The organism is Nannocystis pusilla (assembly GCF_026626665.1).
GTDB lineage: Bacteria > Myxococcota_A > Polyangia > Nannocystales > Nannocystaceae > Nannocystis > Nannocystis pusilla.
This window is the reverse complement of record NZ_JAPNKE010000002.1, coordinates 9,981,117-10,000,769: the sequence shown is the minus strand read 5'-3', so window position 1 is coordinate 10,000,769 and position 19,653 is coordinate 9,981,117. Positions and strand designations below refer to the sequence as shown.

Sequence of the window (19,653 nt, the reverse complement as noted above, 5' to 3'; positions counted from 1 at the left end):
GCCGCCAGGCGCGCGCACTCGATCGCACATCGAAACCGCGAGGTCGAGTGGCGGGCCCAGTCGTCGGGGCCCACAGAACTCGGGTATGTTAGTGCTCCATGGCGCCCCTTCTCGAGCAGGCTGGCGATGTCGCCGCGTGGAAGCCTCGTTCTGCGCTTCTCGGCGTGCTGCTGGCCAACCGCTACCGGATCACCCAATCCATCGGTCAGGGTTCGACCGGCGCGGTCTACCGCGCCGACGACCTCTTGATGAACCGCCCGGTGGCGGTGCGAATCCTCGTCCCGAGCCTCGCGCAGAACCCTGCATTGGTCTCGCGGATCCGCGCTCGCATCGACCGCAACGTCAAGATCCAGCAGCAGCAGCCTGATGCGTTGGTCAACCTCGTCGATGCCTTCGACGTCGGCATGACCCTCGAGGGCGAGCTGTTCATCGTCACCGACTTCCTCGACGGCGACCACCTGTCGGCGATGCTCGAGCGAGGCGGTCGGCTGCCGTGGTCTCGCGCCCGCCACCTCTTCATTCGCCTGAGCCAGCTCCTGCAGGCCCTGCACGAGCAGGGCATCGTCCTCGGCACGCTGCAGGCGCAGCACTGCTACGCGGTCCGCAACCGGCCGAAGAACGAGGCGATCAAGATCGTGAGCACGGCGGTGCTCGAGCACATCGCCACCAACCTCGGCCCGAGCGCCGGCGAGGTCGGGGTGCAGATGGCCCGCTACGCCGCGCCCGAGCAGGGCTGCGGCGAGCCGATCGACATCCGCACCGACGTCTACTCGTTCGGCATCATCGCCTACGAGCTCTTGACCGGGAAGGTGCCGTTCAACGACACCAACCCGATCCGCCTGGTCGCGCAGCACCTGCACGCCACGCCGATGCCGCTGCGGCAGGCCGCGCCCGACGCCGAGATCCCGGCCGCGGTCGAGGAGGTCGTGCTCAAGGCGCTGGCCAAGTCGCCCGCCGATCGCCACCCGAGCATGGAGGCCTTCGTCGCCGCGCTGTCGGCGATCCCCGCCGACGAGGCCGGGACGCCGGCGGTGGCCGCTGCCGTCGCCGCCGAGCCGGCCCCGGCCCCCACGCCGCCCCCGCATCCGCCGGCCCCGCCCAAGCCGCTGGCCTCGACGCTACCTGTCTCTTCGGACAACCTGTCCGCACCTGTCCCTCCGGTCAGCTCGGCCGCCGCCGCCGGGGCCGCCGTCGAGGAGGCGCACCCGCTCCCCAGCACCGCGCCGGCGAAGATCGCCCCGTCCGTGGTGATGCGCGGGCTGATCGACGCCCCGGCCACCCCGCCGGGTCCGCCCCCGCCTCCGCCGGCCTCGATCGCGCCGCCGCCTCCCGTCGGTCCGCGGCGTCCGCCGTCGATCGCGGTGCCGACGCTGATCCCCTCGCAGCGCAAGCCGTCCGAACCGGTCGCCGCCGCGCCTGCCTCTCCGGCCATGTCCGAAGGGACAGCCGAGAAGGCCGCCGAGCCCACGCCGCCCGCAGAGGCGCCCGTGCCTCCGCCCCCGCCCTTCGCCGCGGAGCCCGAGCCCACGCCGCCTCCGCCTCCGCCCGCCGCGGCGCCTGTCGCTCCTGAGCCCGCCGCTCCTGCGCCGGCTGCTGCCGAGCCCGCTCCTGCTGCGCCCGCCGCTGCTGTCGCTGCTGCGCCCGTCACTCCCGCCCCCGCAGCGGCCGAGCCCGTTCCTGCTGCGCCCGTCGCTGCTGCGCCCGTCGCTGCTGCACCCGTCGCTCCCGCTGCTGCCGAGCCCACTCCTGCGACGCCCGTCGCTGCCGAGCCCGTCGCCGCCGCAGTCGCTGCTGCCGTCGCCGCGCCCGTCACTCCTGCACCCGTCGCTGCCGCGCCCGTCACGCCTGCGCCCGCCGCCGCTGCGCCCGTCACTCCTGCGCCCGTCGCCGCCGAGCCGCCGCCTCCGCCTGTCCCGGCGCCGGTCACCGCGGCGCCGCCTCCACCTGCCCCTTCGGACAGGCCCGTCGAGGCCCCGCGTCCCGCCGAGATCGTCCGGATCCCCGCGCCCGGCGACTCGGCTCGCGCCACCGCGAGCGAGTCGATGCGCGCCTCGGTCCTCCACGACTCGATGCGGGCCCCCGCCGACTCGATCCGCGCCCCCGCGCCCGCCGACTCGGTCCGCGCCCCGGCGCCCGCCGACTCGGGCCGCGCGCGGGCGCCGGCCGCCGAGATCGTGGCTGTCCCTGCGGCCCTGTCCTCTCAGCCAGACGAGCTCCCGCCGACCGCCTCGATGAGCGCTCGCCGGGTCGCGGCCGCCGACGTCCATCCGGACGCGCTGCGGGCCGCCGCGCTGCGGCAGTCGCAGTCGGGCGAGCGCCTCACCTCGAGCGCCGAGCTGCGGCCGACCGAGTCGATCATCGCCGAGCTGCCCAAGCGCAAGACCCCGTGGGTCGCCATCATCGGCCTCGGCGCCGCTCTGGCCGCGGGCGCCGCCGCGTACATCCAGACCGAGCCGGAGCTGGCCCCGCAGGGCAACCGCGCCGTCCCCCCGCCGCCGGCCAAGGTCGAGCCCAAGCCCGCCCCGCCGGTGAAAGCCGAGCCCCCGCCGACCCCGACCAAGGTCGAGCCGCCGCCGCCGGATCCGGTCCCGATCGTCGCGCCGCCCGCCGACCCTGAGCCGCCCCCCGCCGACGTCGAGACCGAAGAGCCGAAGAAGAAGAAGAAGAAGCGGGCCAAGGCCGCCGAGCCCGAGGAGGAAGAGGAGGATCTGTTCGATCAGGTCCGCAAGCACATGGAGGCCAAGAAGGCCCAGGAAGAGGCCTACAAGAAGGCCGCCGAGGCCGGCACCTCGCTCCCCGGGCCTGCGCCCACGCCTGCGGCCACGAACCCCACGCCTGCGCCCGCGCCCAAGCCCGCCGCCGACGACCCCGCCACCAAGGCCAAGGACACCCTCGACCGCGCCCGCCAGGCCGCGCAGCAGGGCAACCACCCGCTCGCCTACAGCCTCGCCAAGCAGGCCAACGCCCTCGCGCGCACGCAGGAGGCCATCGAGCTCATGGGCGTGTCCGCCTGCAAGGCCGGCAACGCCGACAACGCCAAGTCGGCCGCCGACCAGCTCACCGGCGCCCGCCGCAGCGCGGTCTACAGCGCCTGCGCCGGCAACGGCATCACCCTCTGAGCGCGGTCCTCACCGCCCTCGCCTGGCCGCCCGCTGCCCGTCAGCGCGGCGGCCGTCGCATTTGTCGAGCCGGCGAGGCCGCGAGCCCCGCCGGTTCGACGCGCTGGAACGGTAGCCCGCAAAGACATGCCCTTAAAAACATGTCTCAAGAGCCATCAACGCCGCGCGAGCGGCGGGCACCTGACCGCTCTTCTCTCCCTCAATCAAAGGTCCCGTCGGGATTCGAACCCGACTAACCCACTTTGCAGGCGGGCACCTGGCCACTCGGACACGAGACCACTTTTTCCTCTCCCTCAATTGAAGGTCCCGTCGGGATTCGAACCCGACTAACCCGCTTTGCAGGCGGGCACCTGGCCACTCGGACACGAGACCGCTCTTCTCTCCCTCTATTATATTAAAGGTCCCGTCGGGATTCGAACCCGACTGACCCGCTTTGCAGGCGGGCACCTGGCCACTCGGACACGGGACCTGAAGCTGGAATCAGCAATGATGCATACATTGCCGCGACGAATCGCCGGCAGCAATCATGCGACCGCGGATCGGTCATGGACACGGCATTCGCAAGCGAATGCACCGAGTCGCACCGGGCGGAGCCGGCCACGGACACCTCGTCCACGCGTGAAGGCCGGGCCCGTGGGCCGATTCCCTGATTCAGGGCAATTGTGCCTGCAGCTCGGACCGAGCCGCGCCTCAGGGCCGACAACAACACAACGACGTCGCCAGCCGCGGCTGGAAGCGCGCGCGGCGACGGTGCGATGTTGGCGGCAGGGGTCATGATGCGAATGAAATACCACCGGCTCGCCGGCGCGTCAACTCCTACGATTGCCGCTCGACGCATTTTTTCGCCGCAGCCCCGCGCGGCGCACTCTGAAGATTCGCCATTGCAGCCAGCCGGCAGCGTCCGCATCCCCCGCCGCTTGAGTCGCCCGCGCGCCCCCGTTACTGTGCGCGCCCGTGCCTCGCCGCTCGCTCGCGCTCGCTCTCCTCTCGCACCTCGCCCTCGCCCTCGCCTGCAGCGCCCCGCGTCCTGCTCCGAACCCGGCCCCCGAGCCGCAGCCCGCAGCCGCCCCTGCCTCTAAGCCCGAGCCCGTCGCCTACGCCCTCTCGCCGGTGTTCGAGAAGGACGCCCTCGTCGCCTTGCAGGTCGAGGTGCGCCTGCGCGGCGACGCCGACGGCCTCACGCGCCTCAAGCTGCCCGACCACTGGGGCACCGCCCGCGAGCTGTGGACCCTCCTGCGCGACTTCACCGTCGAGGGCGCCACCGTCGGCGCCGACGACGATCCTTCTATTCGTCCGCTCACCGCCGCCCCGAACGCCCCGCTGGTCGTCCGCTACCGCGTCGTCTCCGGCTTCGACCGCGACCCGACCGCGCTGGACGGCCAGCCGTTCCTGCCGATCATCCGGCCCACCTGGTTCGACGTGTTCGGCGAGGCCCTGTTCGCCTACCCCGAGGGCCGCGAGGACGACCCCGCGACCTTCGTGTGGCGCGACGCCCCGGCGGGTTTCCAGTTCGCCAGCGACCTCGAGCACCTGGCAGGCGCGCGCCCCGGCGTCGTCGGCGACGTCATCGAGAGCGTCGTCATCGGCGGCCCCGGTCTGCGCACCCGCGCCAATGGCCAGGTGCGCGTGGCGATCCTCGGCGACTACGACTTCACACACGACGCCTTCTTCGACCTCTCGCTGGCCGTCATCGCCTCCCAGCGCGAGTTCTGGGGCGACAAGGACGCCCCGTTCCTCATCACCCTCGCGCCGCAGGAGCGGGTCGAAGGCAGCATGACCTACGGCGGCACCGGCCGCTCCGACGCCTTCACGCTCACCGTCGCCGAGAACGCGACGATCGCCGACCTGCGCCACCTCCTCGCCCACGAGTACTTCCACACCTGGAACGCGCGCCAGCTCGGCGGCCAGGCCGACGGCACCGCCGAGGGCGCCGGCAAGTGGTTCGCCGAGGGCTTCACCGAGTTCTACACCTGGCGCCTCCTCCTGCGCGCCGGCATCTACAGCCTCGAGGACTTCGTCACCGCCTGGAACGAGGCGCTCGTCGAGTACTGGACCTCGCCCGTGCGCGACGAGCCCAACGCGCGCATCGTCGCCGACTACTGGAACGACCACAAAGTGAGCCGCCTGCCCTACCGCCGCGGCCCGCTGCTCGCCGCGATCTGGGAGCAGCGCCTGCGCCAGGCCACCGCCGGCGCGCGCGACCTCGACGATGTCCTGAAGGCCATGCGCGCCAAGGTCCAGGCCTCGCCCGTCAAGTTCGCCCCCGACGCCGCCAGCGTGTTCCCGCCGGTCTACCGCGAGCTCGGCGGCCCCGACATCGCCGCCGACCTCGAGCGCTTCGTCGGCCAGGGCACCGCGATCCGCATGCCCGCCGACGTGTTCGGCCCGTGCGTCCGCGTCGTCGACAGCGTCCGCCGCGACTTCGAGCGCGGCTGGGACGTCGACGCCACCGCCGCCGCCGGCCGCGTCGCCGGCCTGCGCAAGGGCTCGGCCGCCTGGCGCGCCGGCCTGCGCGACGGCATGACGATCCTCGAGCGCGACGGCAAGCCGGGCGACTCGACCGTCCCCTACGTGCTGCGCGTGCGCGACGGCAAGCGCGAGCGCGTGATCCGCTTCAAGCCCGAGGGCGACAAGGAGATCCCGCTGCAGCAGCTCGAGCTCGCCCCGGGCCTCACGCCGGAGCGCCGCGCCGCCTGCGTCCGCGAGCTGTCCGGCGCCTGACCGCGCGCCAGGGCCGTCGTCGCCGCCGCGCCCGTCGTCCGGGCATGTCTCTTAAAACATGCCCGAATGGGCATGCCCGATCGAGCATGCCGCTCGGGACATGCCCTTCGGAGCATGTCCCCCGCGCCAGCTCAGCGCCGGACGAAGTGCGCCGCGAGGCGGCGGATCTCCCGCATCAGGCGGTTGCGCGAGTACATTCCTTTTTGGATGACCTGCTCGACGCGGCCGCCGAGGCGCTCCCAGTCGTCGCGGGCCAGCTCCTGGGCCGTCATCACCGCGACCGGCACGCGCACGAACTCGGGGCGGCTGCGGATCCGCTGCAGCACCTCGTAGCCGTCGAGCTCGGGGATCTTCAGGTCGAGCAGGATCAGGCCCGGGCGGCTCTTCTCGATCATCTCGAGCGCCTGCGGCCCGGTGCTGGCCACGCGCACCGACCAGCCCTCCTCGAGCAGGGTGCGCTGCAGCAGCTCGCGCAGGCCCTCGTCGTCCTCGACCACCAGGATGTAGCCGTCGCGCACCGGCACCAGCCGCTGGATGCTGGCCACCAGCTGCTCGCGGCGCAGCGGTTTGGTCAGGTAGTCGTCGGCCCCGAGCGCCAGCCCGAGCGGCTTCTCGTCGAGCATGCTGACCACCACCACCGCCGTGCCCTTGAGGTCCGGGTCGGCGCGGATCGCCTGCAGCACCGCCCAGCCGTCCATCCCGGGCATCATGATGTCGAGCGCGATCACCACCGGCTTGAGCCGCTTGGCCAGCGCCAGGCCCTCCTTGCCGGTCGCCGCGCCGTAGACCTCGAGCCCCTCGCGGCTCAAGATCCGCTCCATCAGGTCGTAGACGTTGGGGTCGTCGTCGATGACGAGCATCGCCTGCGGCGCCGAGTCGTTGCGCGGCCCGAGCGGCAGGCTCGGCTCGCGCGAGCCCTCCTCCGCCGGCAGGCTCGAGCCGATCACCCGCGCCGGCAGGCGCACGCGGAAGGTCGACCCCGTGCCCGGGATGCTCTCGACCGCGATCTCGCCGGCCATCATCTGGCAGAAGCGGCGGCTGATCGCCAGGCCGAGGCCGGTGCCGCCGTACTTGCGGGTGGTCGACGAGTCGCCCTGATAAAACGTCTGGAACAGCCGGTTCGTCTGCTCGGCCGACATGCCGATGCCGTTGTCGGCGACCACGAACTCGAACCAGTCCTGGCTGCGGTCGCGCGGCTCGCCGGCCTCGGCCGCGGCGCTCGGCAGGCGCCGCACCTCGAGCGCGATGCGCCCGTTCTCGGTGAACTTGGCCGCGTTGCTGAGCAGGTTGAACAGCACCTGCCGCACCTTGGTCAGGTCGGCCGTCATGTCGCCGAGCTCCTCGGCGAGGTGCAGGTCGAACGCGTTGCCGTTCTGCGCCATCAGCCGCTGCGCCGTGTTGCACACGTCGTTCAGCATGCTCTGCACCGAGAACGTCTCGATGTGCAGCTCCATGCGGCCGGCCTCGATCTTCGACAGGTCGAGGATGTCGCTGATGATCCCGAGCAGGTGGTTGCCGGCGCCGTGGATCTTCTGCACGTCGACCCCGACCTGGTCGCGATGCCCGCGCAGCTCCTCGAGCACGATCTCCGAGTAGCCGATGATCGCGTTGAGCGGCGTGCGCAGCTCGTGGCTCATGTTGGCCAGGAAGGCGCTCTTGGCCCGGCTGGCCTCGATCGCCTCGTCGCGGGCCACCTCGAGCTTCTCGTTCAGCTCGCGCAGCCGCCGCTCCGAGCGCACGCTCTCGCTGATGTCGGTCGCCACCCCGATCGCCCCCAGCTGGGTCCCGTGCGAGTCGTGGAACGGCGCCGTCCACGTCTCGAAGTGGCGGTCGGTGAACTCGAACACCCCGCGCAAGCTCAGGCCCTTGAGCGCCCGCCGCACCCCGTCGAGCAGCGCCGGCAGGCCGGCGAACACCTCGTACACCGGCTCGCCGAGGTAGCCGCGCGGCTCCAGCCCCAGCGCCTGCAGCCCGCGCCCCTCGAGCAGCAGCAGCGCCCCGCGGGCGTCGGTGGCGAACAGCACGATCGGCACGTTGGCGACCACGCTGCGCAGCACCTCGCCCTGCAGCGCACGCGGGTCCTCGGCCGGGCGCCCGACCACGCACACCTCTTCGCAACCTGGCTCTTGGACCATGGTCCAAGCGACAGCCAGCTCGCCGGCCCGCGGGCGACAGACGACGCGGGCCGTCTCGCCCGCGCACGCGCGGCGCCAGGCGTCGACCCACGCCGGCTGGTCGACCGGGCGCAGCAGCTCGACGAACAACATGCCGAGCGGCGGACCGCCGAACAGCTGCCGGAGGCCGACGTTGGCCGCCTGCAGATCGCCGGCGGGGCCGAGGATGGCCAGCCAATCGCTCGAGAGATCGAGGAGGCGGGAAAGCTCGCGCTCACGAGGTTCGGCATGCCCGGACGGGCACATGGTAGCCGGACGCGCGGCAAAAATGCTACGCGCGGGCTATTTCGCCCCGAACACCTGCGTCCACAGGTGGCCCCATTCACCGCCGGGGTAGTACCCGACGCCGATGTGCTCGAAGTCGGGGTTCATGATGTTCGCGCAGTGGCCGGCGCTGTTCATCCACTGGTCCATCGTTCCGGCCGCGTCGGGCGACCCGCCGGCGATGTTCTCGCCGGCGTTGCTGTAGTTGCCATAACCCGCCTTGCCCATCCGGTCCCAGGGCGGCTCGCCGTCCGGGTTGGTGTGGTCGAAGAAGGCGCGGTCGTTCATGTCCTTGGAGTGCATGCGCGCCGCGCACCGCAGGGCCGGGTCCATCGTCAACGGGCCCGCGGGCCCGAACGTGCCCTCCGCGCCGCAGTTCGCGCCCTCCGCCCGCCTCTGATTGACCAGCACCAGGACGTCCTCCTCCAGCTGCTTCCAGGCCGGATCCCAGGCCTTGGCCGGCTCGCAGTAGGGCACGCCGTCGGGGACGTCGGGGTTCGCAGGCTCGCCGGTGGTGGACGTCGAGGTGGTGCCGGGGTCGGTGGTGCCGGCGGAGGGATCGTTCGTGGTGCCGGTGCCGGGCTCCGGACCGGTGGTCACATCCGACCCGGTGGTCGGCGTGGTGTCGGTGGCGGGCCCTCCGCCGGTGGTCGCGGCGGGCGAGGTGGTGCCGTCGTCGTCCGTGGTGGTGCCGGGATCGGTCTGCGCGCCCGACATCGACCCGCCGCTCCCGCCGTCGCTGGCGCCGCCGCTCTCGCCGATCTCCGTGCCGCCGCCGCCGCCGTCGGTCGAGCCGGAGATCGGCGCGGTCTCGTCGGCGCCGATCCCCGAGTAACAGCCGGCGACCAGGACCGCGAGCACCACCGCCGAGACGCGAAGCGAACTGAGCATGCTCCGACCTTAGCCTCCGCGTCGCGCTCGCCTCAAGCCCTCGTCATCCGCGACGCATGCTTGGGGCCTGCGGACGACATCTGGCGCGCGTCCCTCCGGGTAACCTCCCCCATGCCCAAGCTCATCGCCCAGCCCACGCGCGTCGTCGCCGACGGCGAACCGCCCAAGCTCATCGACGAGTACGTCGGCCGCGTCAACACCCACGCCACCGCCGTCAGCATCGCCCACATGCGCTCGCCCGCGGGCTGGCAGGAGCGCGGCCAGCGGCCCGAATTCGACGAGTACTCGCTGGTCCTGCGCGGCACCCTGCGGGTCGAGCACGACGGCGGCACCCTCGACGTCGGCGCCGGCCAGGCCGTCCTGGTCCGCGGCGGCGAGCACGTCCGCTACAGCACGCCCGGCGACGAGGGCGCCGAGTACATCGCGGTGTGCCTGCCGGCCTTCTCGCCCGACACCGTCCACCGCGACCCGTGACCGTTCGAACATGCCCTCCGGGTCATGCCCGTGAGGACATGTGACTCGGAACATGTGCGCTCGGACAGGCGCTCGGCGCCGGTCCGCTGCGAGCGCCGCGAGACCTCGCCGCCCCGGCGTGGCGACAGCGACCCGAAGGGCCGCACCGTCGAGCGCGGGCCAGTGAAGCGGGACGCCAGGACAGGCGATCGGCGCCGGGTCCGCTGCGAGCGCCGCGAGACCTCGCCGCCCGACGTGGCGACAGCTACCCGACAGGCCGCACCGTCGAGCGCGGGCCAGTGAAGCGGAGTCGCCGGGCCGAGGACGACCTCATGAGCGGGTGGCGAGCGGCGAAGCCGAGAGCGGCCCGGGACCGGGCGTTCGCGGCTCGCCGAACGACCTGTCCCCCGGGACATTCGCGGGAGCGAGTCGCCGGCCCGCAGGACGACCTCACGCGCGGGTGGCGAGCGGCGGAGCCGAGAACGGCCCGGGACCGGGCGTTCGCGGCTCGCCGAGCGACCTGTCCCGCGGGACAGTCGCACGAGCGAGTCGCCGGCCCGCAGGACGACCTGTCCCGCGGGCCAGCTGGGTGCCCGCGGGACGACCTGTCCCGCGGGACAGACCCGCTACTTGCCGCCGCCGGTGGCCGGGGCCGGCGTCGCCGTCGGGGCGTCGCCGTCGTCGCTCGAGGAAGCGCCCTCGGGCCGGTCGATGAGCACCTTGAACTCGATGCGGCGGTTCTTGGCGCGGGCCTTGGACGTCTTGGCCGGGTCGATCGGCTTGTCCGGGCCGAAGCCGGTCGTCTTGATGCGCGACTCCTCGATGCCGTGCTCGACCAGGTAGCGCTTGACCGAGTCGGCGCGGCGCTGCGACAGCTCGAGGTTGAAGTCGCGGCCGCCGACGTCGTCGGTGTGACCCTGGATCTCGATCTTGAGGCTCGGGAACTCCTTGAGCACCGCGACGGCCACGTCGAGCGTCTTCTCCGAGCCCTTCTTGATCTTGTCGGAGCGGGTCTCGAAGTTGATGCCCTCGAGCGGTCGCTTGTCCCACTCCTTGGCCTTCTCGGGCAGCTTGTCGGGGCAGCCGTCGCTGTCCTCGAAGCCGTTGTACGACTCCGGGTGCATCGGGCACTTGTCGTCCTTGTCGATGATCTTGTCGCCGTCGGCGTCGGGCGGCGGCGGGCAGCCGGGCGCCTCGGGCCACGGCTCGGTCGGGCACTGGTCGTCGGCGTCGATGATGCCGTCCTTGTCGGTGTCGGGCGGCGGGCAGCCGTCGGGCGCCACGCCGGCCTCGAACGGGCACTTGTCGACCTTGTCGAGGAAGGTGTCGTTGTCGGAGTCGATCGACGGGCAGCCGTCGGGCGGGTCGCCGGCCAGCTTGGGGCACTGGTCGACGTCGTTGAGCACGCCGTCCTTGTCCCAGTCCTGGTCCTTCGGGGCCGGCTGCGGGCGCACGCGCCCGAGCACCAGGCTGAAGCCGACGGTCACCTGCGCGTGGCTGGTGAACGCCGGCATCGGCTTGGCCGCCTTGGCCGAGATGATGTGGCGCGCGTCGACGCGGAACGCCGCCATGCGCGAGATGAAGATCTTGAGGCCGCCGCCCCAGTGGCCGGCCGGGTCGACGTCGCTGCCGAGGCCGTTGCCCGGCGAGCTGATGCCGAGCATGCCGTAGCCGCCGAGCAAGAACGGCGTGACGCGGTACGGCAATGCAGCACCGCGCTGCCGCGCAGGCCGTAGACGAACGCCGGGCTGTTGTGGACGTTGCGCACGAACGTCGGCGTCGCCGAGAACTCGGCCTCGACGCCGAAGATGCGCAGCGGGAAGTAACCGACGCGGGCGCCGACCGCCGGCCCCAGCCGCCACAGCGCCTTGTGCTCGTCGGGCCGCCCGGGCACCGGCTTGTAGAGGTCGTGGTCGTCGGGCGGCAGGTTGAGGCCGCCGAAGATCCCGAGCTCGAACAAATGGCGCTCCGGCGAGTAGCGGTGGATCCACTTGCGGGTGTCTTTGACCTTGCCCGTCTTCTCGTCGAGGATCACGCCGTCGGGCGCCTGCCGCCGCCCGGACTTCCTGGCCTTCGGGACAGATGCGTCGGCCTTGACCTCGGCCTTGCCCGCGCCCGCGCTGGCCTGCGCACCCGCGCTCGCGGGGGCGGCCGGCGGTGCGCTCGCCTCGGCCGGCGCCGCGCTCGCCTCGGCCGGCGCCGCGCTCGACTCGGCGGCCGGCGCCGCGTCCGTCGCCGGCGCCGCGGGCTCCTGGGCGGCCGCGAGGGCCTCGGGCGAGGCCGCGGCCGCGAAGAGCAGCACGCCGGCGGGGATCAGAGCAGCGGTGCGAGGCTTGGAAGTCAGGGTCATGCGGCGGCCGAGGAGGTGTTAGCGACCAGGTTACAGGAAGAGCGGGAGAAATGGGGGTCAGAAGCGGAGCTCGACGACCTGTCCCGGAGACCAGGTCGAGCAGACTCTCGGGCGAGCGGCCGACAGGCGCTGGCGGGCAAGGCTCCGGGGCACGGGCGCATGCGAGGCCCTACTTGCAGGCGTTCGCCTGGTCCGGGCACTCCGGCGGCGGCGGGTTGGTGCCGCCCAGCTTCTGGATGTAGCAGCCGTTGCACTCGTCGGTGCCGTCCATGCACGCGGGGGTCGCCGAGCACGCCTCGACCACGCACTCGGTCAGGTCGAACAGCTTGAGCCACTCGACGTAGTTGATCTCTTCGAGGCAGTTGGTGAAGAAGCACTCCTGCCACGGGTACTCGGGCGGCGTCGGATCGGGAATCATGATCGCGCACTGGAGTGCGCACCCGATCGCGTCGCGGCAGCTCTTCGGCGACGGCGGGGGCTCCGGCGCCATCGTCGTCTCCATCGGCTCGGCCGTGGTGAACTCCGGCACCACCGTCGGGTCGACCTCGGTCGTCCCCGACGTCGAGCCGGGGAACTGCTCGCGGTCGTCCGAGTTGCAGGCCGCGCCGGCGAGCGCCGCGGCCGCAGCCCACGCGAGGGCCCGAACCGAGAGGTGCAGGGGGTGCGCCCGGGTCATCTCGGGCACCATACCAGCGGCGGCCATGGCGACCAAATGTTCCTGTGGCGCCTGTGTTGGCCGGACCACACCCGCTCTGACACGAATGTCATGGGCCTCGGCCGTAGACTGCGAATGCGCGCGGACTCGCCTCGCTTGTCACTCGCGGCGAAAAGGTGCCAAAATCGAGGAGCCCAGGGCCTCCTGGGGCCATACGCCCGCTGCGCCGACGCCTGCTCGCGCCCGTCTCTCCCCCGCGCACACGGGCAAAACTCGCCTCCCGAGCCCGCCTGCCTTAAGGAACTTCTGCCATGAGCCATCGACGCTTCGCCTCCACCGGCCTCGCTTACGTCCTCGCCATGTGCGCCGCCTGCGACCTCGAGTCGTGCGTGCGCGGGGAGCAGCAAGAGCTCGACTGCAGCGATCACCAGGAGGGCTTCGAGAAGACCGTCGCGCGCGAGGGCGTGCTGCTCGACGCGATCCCGGAGAAGGCCAGCTTCCCGATGGCGCTCGTGATCTCCGAGAACGGCATCGCCGAGCTGCTGAAGGGCATCACCAGCGACACCAACCCGGTGGCCGGCGGCAACCTCACCCTGTTCGGGCTCAACCTGCAGATCGTCCCCAAGAAGACCGAGGTCGAGCTGACCAGCGAGCTCGACAAGTGCAGCCGCTGCGTCATCTTCGCCGTCGATTTCGCGGTCCAGGCCGTCACCGACGGCGGCACCTCGCAGCTCGCCGGCACCGGCAAGTCGAAGATCAGCATCCCGCTGCGGCTCGAGCAGCTCGAGGGCGACACCAGCGCGCTGGTGGCCGCCTACGACCAGCTGACGATCCTCGACCTCACCATGTCGGCGATGGGCTTCATCACCTCGGAGTACCCCGAGTTCGAGAAGGCGCTCGAGATCAAGATGACCGAGCTCATCCGCGAGCAGTCCGAGCCGGTCCAGCTGATGAAGTTCGAGCCGTGGACGATCGGCACCAACTCGGTCAAGGTCGCGGCCAAGCAGTTCGCCATCTTCCCCGAGGCCGGCGTCATCTCGCTGGGCATGCAGACCAACCTCGACCTGCCCAAGGCCGTCGCGCTCGAGGTCGGCCAGGCGCTCGACGGCGACGCGATGATGGCGGTGCAGATGCACCCGGGCCTGCTGCTCGGCATGGCCGAGCGCATGCTCGCCGAGGACGTCATCCCGCGCCGCTACGACGACGAGGGCAACCCCGACCCCGACGGCGCGCAGGGCATCACGCTCACCGGCCTCGGCAAGAACGCCATCGGCGCCAACGACCTCGACGTCACCTTCCGCGTGTGGCGCACCAAGGGCGACTACTGCGGCTACGCCAACGCGGTCAGCGTGCTGCGGCTCGGCCTCGAGGACTCGGACGGCATCCAGGACCGCATCACCGTCACCCCGACCGACGAGCTGCGCGTGCTCGAGGGCGGCCAGGGCGTCGGCGAGCTCTACGAGGACAACCAGGACCTGGTCGAGGAGAACAAGGGCCTCGTCGACCACTTCAAGAGCAGCCTGGCCGACCAGATCGGCATCACCGTCAACTACAACGAGCTCGCGGTCGACGGTCAGAACATCGTCTTCGACGCCACCGGCCTCACCGTCACCGACAAGAAGATCGACATCCTGCTCGACTTCCTGGTGCTCGCCGCCGAGGGCGGCTGACCCGCCGCGCGCGGTGTGCTTGTCTTCTCCTGCCCCTGAACGTAAGCGATGCGACACCTCCACCAAGCCCCCCTCGCCGCGGTCCTCGTCCCGCTCCTTCTGACCGGCTGCCCGGGCCTCCTGGGCAACACCACCGCCGGCGGCGACACCGACACCACGACCACCACCGACGGCCCGCCGCCGACCACCGCCCCGGACCTCACCACCACCGGCTTCATGCTCGAGTGCTACCCCGGCACCCAGCGCTGCGACCCGAAGAACCCGGGCGTCGTCCAGGAGTGCAAGGACACCGGCCTCGCGTGGGAGTCGCTGCCCTGCATCGGCCTGGAGGAGTGCGTCGAGGAGAGCAACGAGGGGACCGCCTCGTGCGTCGGCCCGTGCGAGAAGCTCAGCAACCAGACCTCGGTCGGGTGCGAGTTCCTCGCCATCCGCATGAACAGCTTCAACTTCGAGGACACCGACAAGGACGTCCTCATCGTCGGCAACACCGACACCACGAACACCGCCCAGGTCCAGCTCTACTTCACGCCGAACAACAGCTTCACCGAGGAGCCGCTGTTCGAGCCGGTGCTGCTCGCGCCCGGCGAGTCGCACATCTTCGACGTCGTCAACGAGACGCTCAAGGGCTACACCGCCTTCCGCACCGGCGGCGTGTTCCGCGTCGAGAGCGACGTCCCGGTCACCGCCTACCTCCACTCGGCGCTCAACAACACCGCCAGCAACGACTCGTCGATGCTGCTGCCGACGAAGACCCTGCGCCAGGACTACGTCATCGCCTCCTACCCCGGCTTCGCCGACCCGATGAAGCCGGACGAGATCAACGGCCGCCCGAGCTACTTCAACGTCATCGCCGTCGAGGACGGCACCACCGTCGAGTGGGTCGCCCCGCGCGACACCGCCGCCCAGGGCGTCCTCGTCCCCGCCGTCCCGGCCGGCGAGAAGGGCACGATCACGCTCAACCGCTTCGACGTGCTGCAGGTCGGCTCGTCGTCGGCCACCAACATGGACATGATCACCCACGACCTGTCGGGCACGGTCGTCAGCGCCGACAAGCCGATCTGGGTCATGGGCGCGACCGAGTGCGCCTTCGTGCCGTTCAACGTCGGCTACTGCAACCACTTGCAGGAGCAGATGATCCCGCTCGAGTACTGGGGCAAGAAGTACGTCGGCCCGCACTCGCCGTCGCGCGCGATGGAGAAGCACTACTGGCGGATCTACGCCGGCAAGGACGGCGTCACCGTCACCATCGAGTCGAACGACGCGGGCGTGAAGATCCCCCCGCTCACCCTGGTCAAGCGCGGCGACTGGAAGGAGATCGAGGTCCCGCACGACGCGAGCCTGATCTTCACCGCGACCGGGCCGATCTTGCCGGTGCAGTACCTGACCGGCGGCAAGGCGGCCGACAACATCGGCGACCCTGCCATGTACCAGATGATCGCCGTCGAGCAGTGGCTCAATCGCTACGTCGTCGTCACCGGCATCGGCTACGACCTCAACTACGCCCAGGTCATCCGCAAGAAGGGCTCGGCCGACGTCACGATCAACGGCCAGACGGTCACCGGCTGGTACCTGATCAACGGCACCGGCGCCGACAACCAGTGGGAGGTCGCCGACTACCAGCTCATGGACGGCGCCGAGGCCCGCAGCTACGTCGCCGAGTCGACCGACCCCTTCAACATCGTCGTCCTCGGCTACCAGCCCGGCATCCCGAGCTCCGCCTACGCCTACCCCGGCGGCATGAACCTGAAGAAGATCTACGTCCCGTGACCCGGCCGCGGCCCGCCGGCCGCGGCTGCTGTCTCTTCGCGCCTGTCCTTTTGCGCCTGGCCCTTTGCACCTGGTCTTCGGACCAGGTCCTATTCTTATGATTGGATTAGCCCATGTCTCAGCGCCTCCGTCCCGCGCGCCTCGGCGCGCTCGTGCTGCTCGCGGCCTGCCCTGACCTGCTGCCCGCCGACACCGACAGCGCCGGCACGACCGCGCCGGCCACCGGCGAGCCGGCGACCACCGGCGCGTCCGACCCGACGACCGGCTTCGTGCCGCTGTGCCTGCCCGGGCAGACGCGCTGCGACCCCGAGCAGCCGAACGTGCTGCAGACCTGCAAGGACACCGGCGCGGCTTGGGAGTCCAGCGCGTGCGCCCACGAGTGCGTCGAGGCCATCGACTCGGCGGCCTGCGCCGGCCCGTGCGACAGCGACGACGACCCGACCTCGATCGGCTGCGAGTTCCTGGCCATCCGCATGGCCAGCTTCAACGGCCCCGACGACACCGACGCGCTGATCGTCGGCAACACCGACCCGGTCGAGCTCGCCGCGGTCCAGCTGTGGTTCACCCCCGCCAACGAATTCACCGAGCAGGCGGTCCTCGACCCGGTGATCCTCGCGCCCGGCGAGTCGCACGTGTTCGACATCACCGTCGACCCGCTGGCCTTCACCAACTTCCGCAACGGCGGCGTGTTTCGCCTCGTCAGCGACCGCCCTGTCGCCGCCTACCTGCACTCGCCGCTCGCCAACGAGGCCAGCAACGACGCGTCGATGCTGCTGCCGGTCCGCTGGCTGGGCAAGGACTACGTGGTCGCCTCGTGGCCGCCGTTCGTCGACGCCGACGAGCCCGACGCCGTCAACGGCCGCCCCAGCTACTTCACGGTCATCGCCCTCGAGGACGACACCACGGTCACCTGGAGGCCGCGCCGGCGCACCGCCGGCCTCGGCGGCCAGTTCGACCCGGTCGAGCCGGGCGGCGCCGGCACCAAGACGATGCGGCGCTTCGACGTGCTGCAGGTCGCCGCCTCCTCGCCGCCGGGCGACACCGACTACGCCCACCACGACGTGTCCGGCACCCTCGTCAGCGCCGACAAGAACGTCTGGGTCATGGGCGCGACCGAGTGCGCCTACGTCCCGTTCGGCTCCGGGTGGTGCAACCACCTCCAGGAGCAGATGATCCCGCTCGAGTACTGGGGCAGCACCTACGTCGCCCCGCCCTCGCCGCCGCGCTCCGGCAGCGAGAAGCAGTACTGGCGCGTCTACGCCGGCGACGACGACGTCACGCTCGGCGTGTCCCGGACCGACCAGCCCGGCACCCAGTTCGTGACGATCGCCGAGCGCGGCGACTTCCGCGAGTTCGAGGTCGACTTCGGCGTCACCCTCCTGTTCGTCGGCCTCAACCAGGCGCCGATCCTCCCCGTGCAGTACCTGGCCGGCAACCAGGCCGCGGGCGGGATCGGCGACCCGGCGATGGTGCAGATGATCGCCGCCGAGCAGTGGCGCGAGCGCTACGTGTTCGTCACGGGCGCCGACTACGAGGCCAACTTCGTCCAGGTCGTGCGTCGCACCGGCGGCGCCGATGTCACGATCGACGGCCAGGTCGTGGGCGGCTGGAAGCTGGCCAACTTCGCGGGCGCCGACAATTACCAGATCGCCGACGTCCCGCTGGCGAGCGGCGGCGAGGCGGCCACCTACGTGGCGGATTCGGCCGAGCCGTTCGGCATCACCGTGGTCGGCTACAACCCCGCCGGCCCCGGCAAGAACACCTCGGCCTACGCCTATCCCGGCGGGATGCGGCTCGAGAAGCTGTTCGTACCGTGAGCGCGCACGGTCGCGTCACGGACTTGCGACGGACTTCTGCCTGGGGCCACGACGGTCGATCGTCCGCGTGGCCAGACGGGCTCGACCTTGCGGGGCTGTGAGGCGGAGAAAGCTCGCCTCGTCGCGCCGTCGGGACCGTGCCGTCGGCGCGGCTTTCCGCTACCCTCCCGCCCATGTCGAAGCTCTCGTATCGTCTTGGATTCGCCCTCCTCGTCCTGCCTGCGTGCAGCAATCCGGCCCCGGCCGACACTGACAGTGACACCGACACGTCGACCAGCACGTCGACCACCGACGGCACCACCTCGGTCGGCCCGACCAGCGAGCCGCCGACCACCTCGACCACCGAGGGCACCACCGACTCCACGACCCTCGAGCCGACCACCACCGAGCCGGTGACGTCGACGACGACGACCTCGACGACCGAGACCACCTCGACGACCGAGACCACCGACACCACCGACACCACCGACACGTCGACGACCTCCACCACCGACACCACGACCGAGGGCACGACCGAGACGACCTCGACCACCGAGGCCCCGGACCAGTGCGCCGACGGCGAGTTGAACGGCGGCGAGACCGACATCGACTGCGGCGGCCCGACCTGCTCGCCCTGCGCCGACGGCGGCGTCTGCGCCGAGGACACCGACTGCGCCAGCGGCAGCTGCATCGAGGGCGTCTGCGGCCAGCTGCCCGTGGCCTGCGCCGACGGCCTGCAGAACAACGAGGAGACCGACATCGACTGCGGCGGCTCCGAGTGCCCCGCCTGCGCCGACGACCTCACCTGCGCCGTGGCCGACGACTGCGTCTCGAAGGTCTGCACCGACGAGGTCTGCGTCGCCGCCACCTGCGAGGACCAGGTCGTCAACGGCGAGGAGTCCGACGTCGACTGCGGCGGCCTCACCTGCGACAAGTGCCTCGACGGCGACACCTGCAACAGCGGCAACGACTGCGAGAGCGGCGTGTGTGACAACAGCGTGTGCTCGCCCGCCACCTGCGAGGACAACGCCAAGAACGCCGGCGAGACCGACGTCGACTGCGGCGGCCCCGACTGCGACCCGTGCGGCGACGGCCTCGCCTGCGAGACCAACGACGACTGCGCCGACAACAACTGCACCAATAACGTGTGCGTCGGCATCTCCTGCCAGGACGGCATCCAGAACGGCCAGGAGACCGGCATCGACTGCGGCGGCCCCGACTGCGCCGCCTGCCCGATGCCCGGCCTGATGATCAACGAGGTCGACTACGACGCCGTCGGGACCGACACCGACAAGGAGTTCGTCGAGATCCTCAACACCACCGCGGCCCCGATCGACCTCGCCAACCACTCGCTGGTGCTCGTCAACGGCTCGAACAACACGCCCTACGCCACGATCAAGCTCGACGCCGCCGGCACCATCAACCCCGGCCAGTACCTCGTCGTCGCGCCCGCGGCCTTCACCGTCCAGCCGGGCGTCCTCAAGGTCAACACCGCCGGCAAGACCGACCAGATCCAGAACGGCGCGCCCGACGGCGTCGCCCTGGTCGACATCGGCAACGGCACCCTCATCGACGCCCTGTCCTACGAGGGCGCGATCACGACCGTCACCATCCCGATGGTCGGCGCCGTCAGCCTGGTCGAGGGCACCGTCCTGCCGATGAACGTCGCCGACTCGAACACCGAGGAGGCCTCGCTGTCGCGCCTGCCCAACGGCAACGACACCAACAACGCCGCCACCGACTGGAAGCTGTCGGCCACCCCGACCCCCGGCGCTGCCAACGTCCCCTGAACC

General features: G+C 71.3%; 12 protein-coding genes and 3 tRNA genes. 7 read left to right on the top strand and 8 right to left on the bottom strand.

Annotated features, from left to right (window positions below; translation table 11 throughout):
- Positions 1–98 precede the first annotated feature (98 nt).
- Positions 99–3,119 (top strand): serine/threonine-protein kinase, encoded by a 3,021-nt coding sequence (locus OV079_RS44290; RefSeq protein ID WP_267775863.1) that lies wholly within the window; start codon positions 99–101, stop codon positions 3,117–3,119.
- Positions 3,120–3,326: 207 nt separating this feature from the next.
- Here OV079_RS44290 and OV079_RS44285 read toward each other — a convergent pair.
- From OV079_RS44285 to OV079_RS44275, 3 genes are all read right to left on the bottom strand, one after another.
- Positions 3,327–3,397: transfer RNA gene (locus tag OV079_RS44285), tRNA-Cys, on the bottom strand.
- Between the two features lie 23 nt (positions 3,398–3,420).
- Positions 3,421–3,491: transfer RNA gene (locus tag OV079_RS44280), tRNA-Cys, on the bottom strand.
- 26 nt (positions 3,492–3,517) lie between these two features.
- A tRNA-Cys gene (locus OV079_RS44275) sits at positions 3,518–3,588 on the bottom strand.
- Positions 3,589–4,073: 485 nt separating this feature from the next.
- On the opposite strand from OV079_RS44275, the gene OV079_RS56720 reads away from it, so the two are divergent.
- On the top strand, positions 4,074–5,840 hold the full coding sequence (locus OV079_RS56720) for a M61 family metallopeptidase (RefSeq protein ID WP_267775862.1): 1,767 nt from the start codon (positions 4,074–4,076) through the stop codon (positions 5,838–5,840).
- Between the two features lie 131 nt (positions 5,841–5,971).
- Here the strand turns inward: OV079_RS56720 and OV079_RS44265 are convergent, their stop codons facing one another.
- The gene (locus OV079_RS44265) at positions 5,972–8,260 is read right to left on the bottom strand and encodes a response regulator (RefSeq protein ID WP_267775861.1); all 2,289 of its coding nucleotides are present in this window, start codon (positions 8,258–8,260) and stop codon (positions 5,972–5,974) included.
- 36 nt (positions 8,261–8,296) lie between these two features.
- Positions 8,297–9,169, bottom strand: a complete 873-nt coding sequence (locus tag OV079_RS44260) for a CAP domain-containing protein (RefSeq protein ID WP_267775859.1) — start codon at positions 9,167–9,169, stop codon at positions 8,297–8,299.
- 111 nt (positions 9,170–9,280) lie between these two features.
- Here OV079_RS44260 and OV079_RS44255 point away from each other — a divergent pair, with 111 nt between their 5' ends.
- Positions 9,281–9,643 carry a cupin domain-containing protein gene (locus tag OV079_RS44255; RefSeq protein WP_267775858.1) on the top strand — a complete coding sequence of 121 codons (363 nt, stop codon included), beginning with the start codon at positions 9,281–9,283 and terminating at the stop codon, positions 9,641–9,643.
- A gap of 605 nt (positions 9,644–10,248) precedes the next feature.
- On the opposite strand, the gene OV079_RS44250 is transcribed toward OV079_RS44255, so the two are convergent.
- From OV079_RS44250 to OV079_RS44240, 3 genes are all read right to left on the bottom strand, one after another.
- Entirely contained in the window at positions 10,249–11,136 is an 888-nt protein-coding gene (locus OV079_RS44250; RefSeq protein WP_267778790.1) for an OmpA family protein, read from the bottom strand.
- Positions 11,106–11,972, bottom strand: coding sequence for a hypothetical protein (locus OV079_RS44245; RefSeq protein ID WP_267775857.1), 867 nt, complete (start codon positions 11,970–11,972; stop codon positions 11,106–11,108). The genes OV079_RS44250 and OV079_RS44245 overlap by 31 nt, the downstream gene beginning before the upstream one ends.
- A gap of 169 nt (positions 11,973–12,141) precedes the next feature.
- Positions 12,142–12,648, bottom strand: coding sequence for a hypothetical protein (locus OV079_RS44240; protein WP_267775856.1), 507 nt, complete (start codon positions 12,646–12,648; stop codon positions 12,142–12,144).
- A 290-nt stretch (positions 12,649–12,938) separates the two neighbouring features.
- On the opposite strand from OV079_RS44240, the gene OV079_RS44235 reads away from it, so the two are divergent.
- From OV079_RS44235 to OV079_RS44220, 4 genes are all read left to right on the top strand, one after another.
- The gene (locus tag OV079_RS44235; protein ID WP_267775854.1) at positions 12,939–14,297 is read left to right on the top strand and encodes a hypothetical protein; all 1,359 of its coding nucleotides are present in this window, start codon (positions 12,939–12,941) and stop codon (positions 14,295–14,297) included.
- A gap of 48 nt (positions 14,298–14,345) precedes the next feature.
- The gene (locus tag OV079_RS44230; RefSeq protein ID WP_267775852.1) at positions 14,346–16,064 is read left to right on the top strand and encodes an IgGFc-binding protein; all 1,719 of its coding nucleotides are present in this window, start codon (positions 14,346–14,348) and stop codon (positions 16,062–16,064) included.
- 113 nt (positions 16,065–16,177) lie between these two features.
- On the top strand, positions 16,178–17,881 hold the full coding sequence (locus tag OV079_RS44225; protein WP_267775851.1) for an IgGFc-binding protein: 1,704 nt from the start codon (positions 16,178–16,180) through the stop codon (positions 17,879–17,881).
- A 173-nt stretch (positions 17,882–18,054) separates the two neighbouring features.
- Positions 18,055–19,650, top strand: a complete 1,596-nt coding sequence (locus OV079_RS44220) for a lamin tail domain-containing protein (RefSeq protein ID WP_267775850.1) — start codon at positions 18,055–18,057, stop codon at positions 19,648–19,650.
- Positions 19,651–19,653: the final 3 nt, after the last annotated feature.

What these genes read in the sequence shown, in the direction of transcription:
- OV079_RS44290 (WP_267775863.1), top strand. Translation starts at nt 99, where the DNA reads ATGGCGCCCCTTCTCGAGCAGGCTGGCGATGTCGCCGCGTGGAAGCCT.
- OV079_RS44265 (WP_267775861.1), bottom strand. Translation starts at nt 8,260, where the DNA reads ATGTGCCCGTCCGGGCATGCCGAACCTCGTGAGCGCGAGCTTTCCCGC.
- OV079_RS44260 (WP_267775859.1), bottom strand. Translation starts at nt 9,169, where the DNA reads ATGCTCAGTTCGCTTCGCGTCTCGGCGGTGGTGCTCGCGGTCCTGGTC.
- OV079_RS44255 (WP_267775858.1), top strand. Translation starts at nt 9,281, where the DNA reads ATGCCCAAGCTCATCGCCCAGCCCACGCGCGTCGTCGCCGACGGCGAA.
- OV079_RS44250 (WP_267778790.1), bottom strand. Translation starts at nt 11,136, where the DNA reads ATGCCGGCGTTCACCAGCCACGCGCAGGTGACCGTCGGCTTCAGCCTG.
- OV079_RS44245 (WP_267775857.1), bottom strand. Translation starts at nt 11,972, where the DNA reads ATGACCCTGACTTCCAAGCCTCGCACCGCTGCTCTGATCCCCGCCGGC.
- OV079_RS44240 (WP_267775856.1), bottom strand. Translation starts at nt 12,648, where the DNA reads ATGACCCGGGCGCACCCCCTGCACCTCTCGGTTCGGGCCCTCGCGTGG.
- OV079_RS44235 (WP_267775854.1), top strand. Translation starts at nt 12,939, where the DNA reads ATGAGCCATCGACGCTTCGCCTCCACCGGCCTCGCTTACGTCCTCGCC.
- OV079_RS44230 (WP_267775852.1), top strand. Translation starts at nt 14,346, where the DNA reads ATGCGACACCTCCACCAAGCCCCCCTCGCCGCGGTCCTCGTCCCGCTC.
- OV079_RS44225 (WP_267775851.1), top strand. Translation starts at nt 16,178, where the DNA reads ATGTCTCAGCGCCTCCGTCCCGCGCGCCTCGGCGCGCTCGTGCTGCTC.
- OV079_RS44220 (WP_267775850.1), top strand. Translation starts at nt 18,055, where the DNA reads ATGTCGAAGCTCTCGTATCGTCTTGGATTCGCCCTCCTCGTCCTGCCT.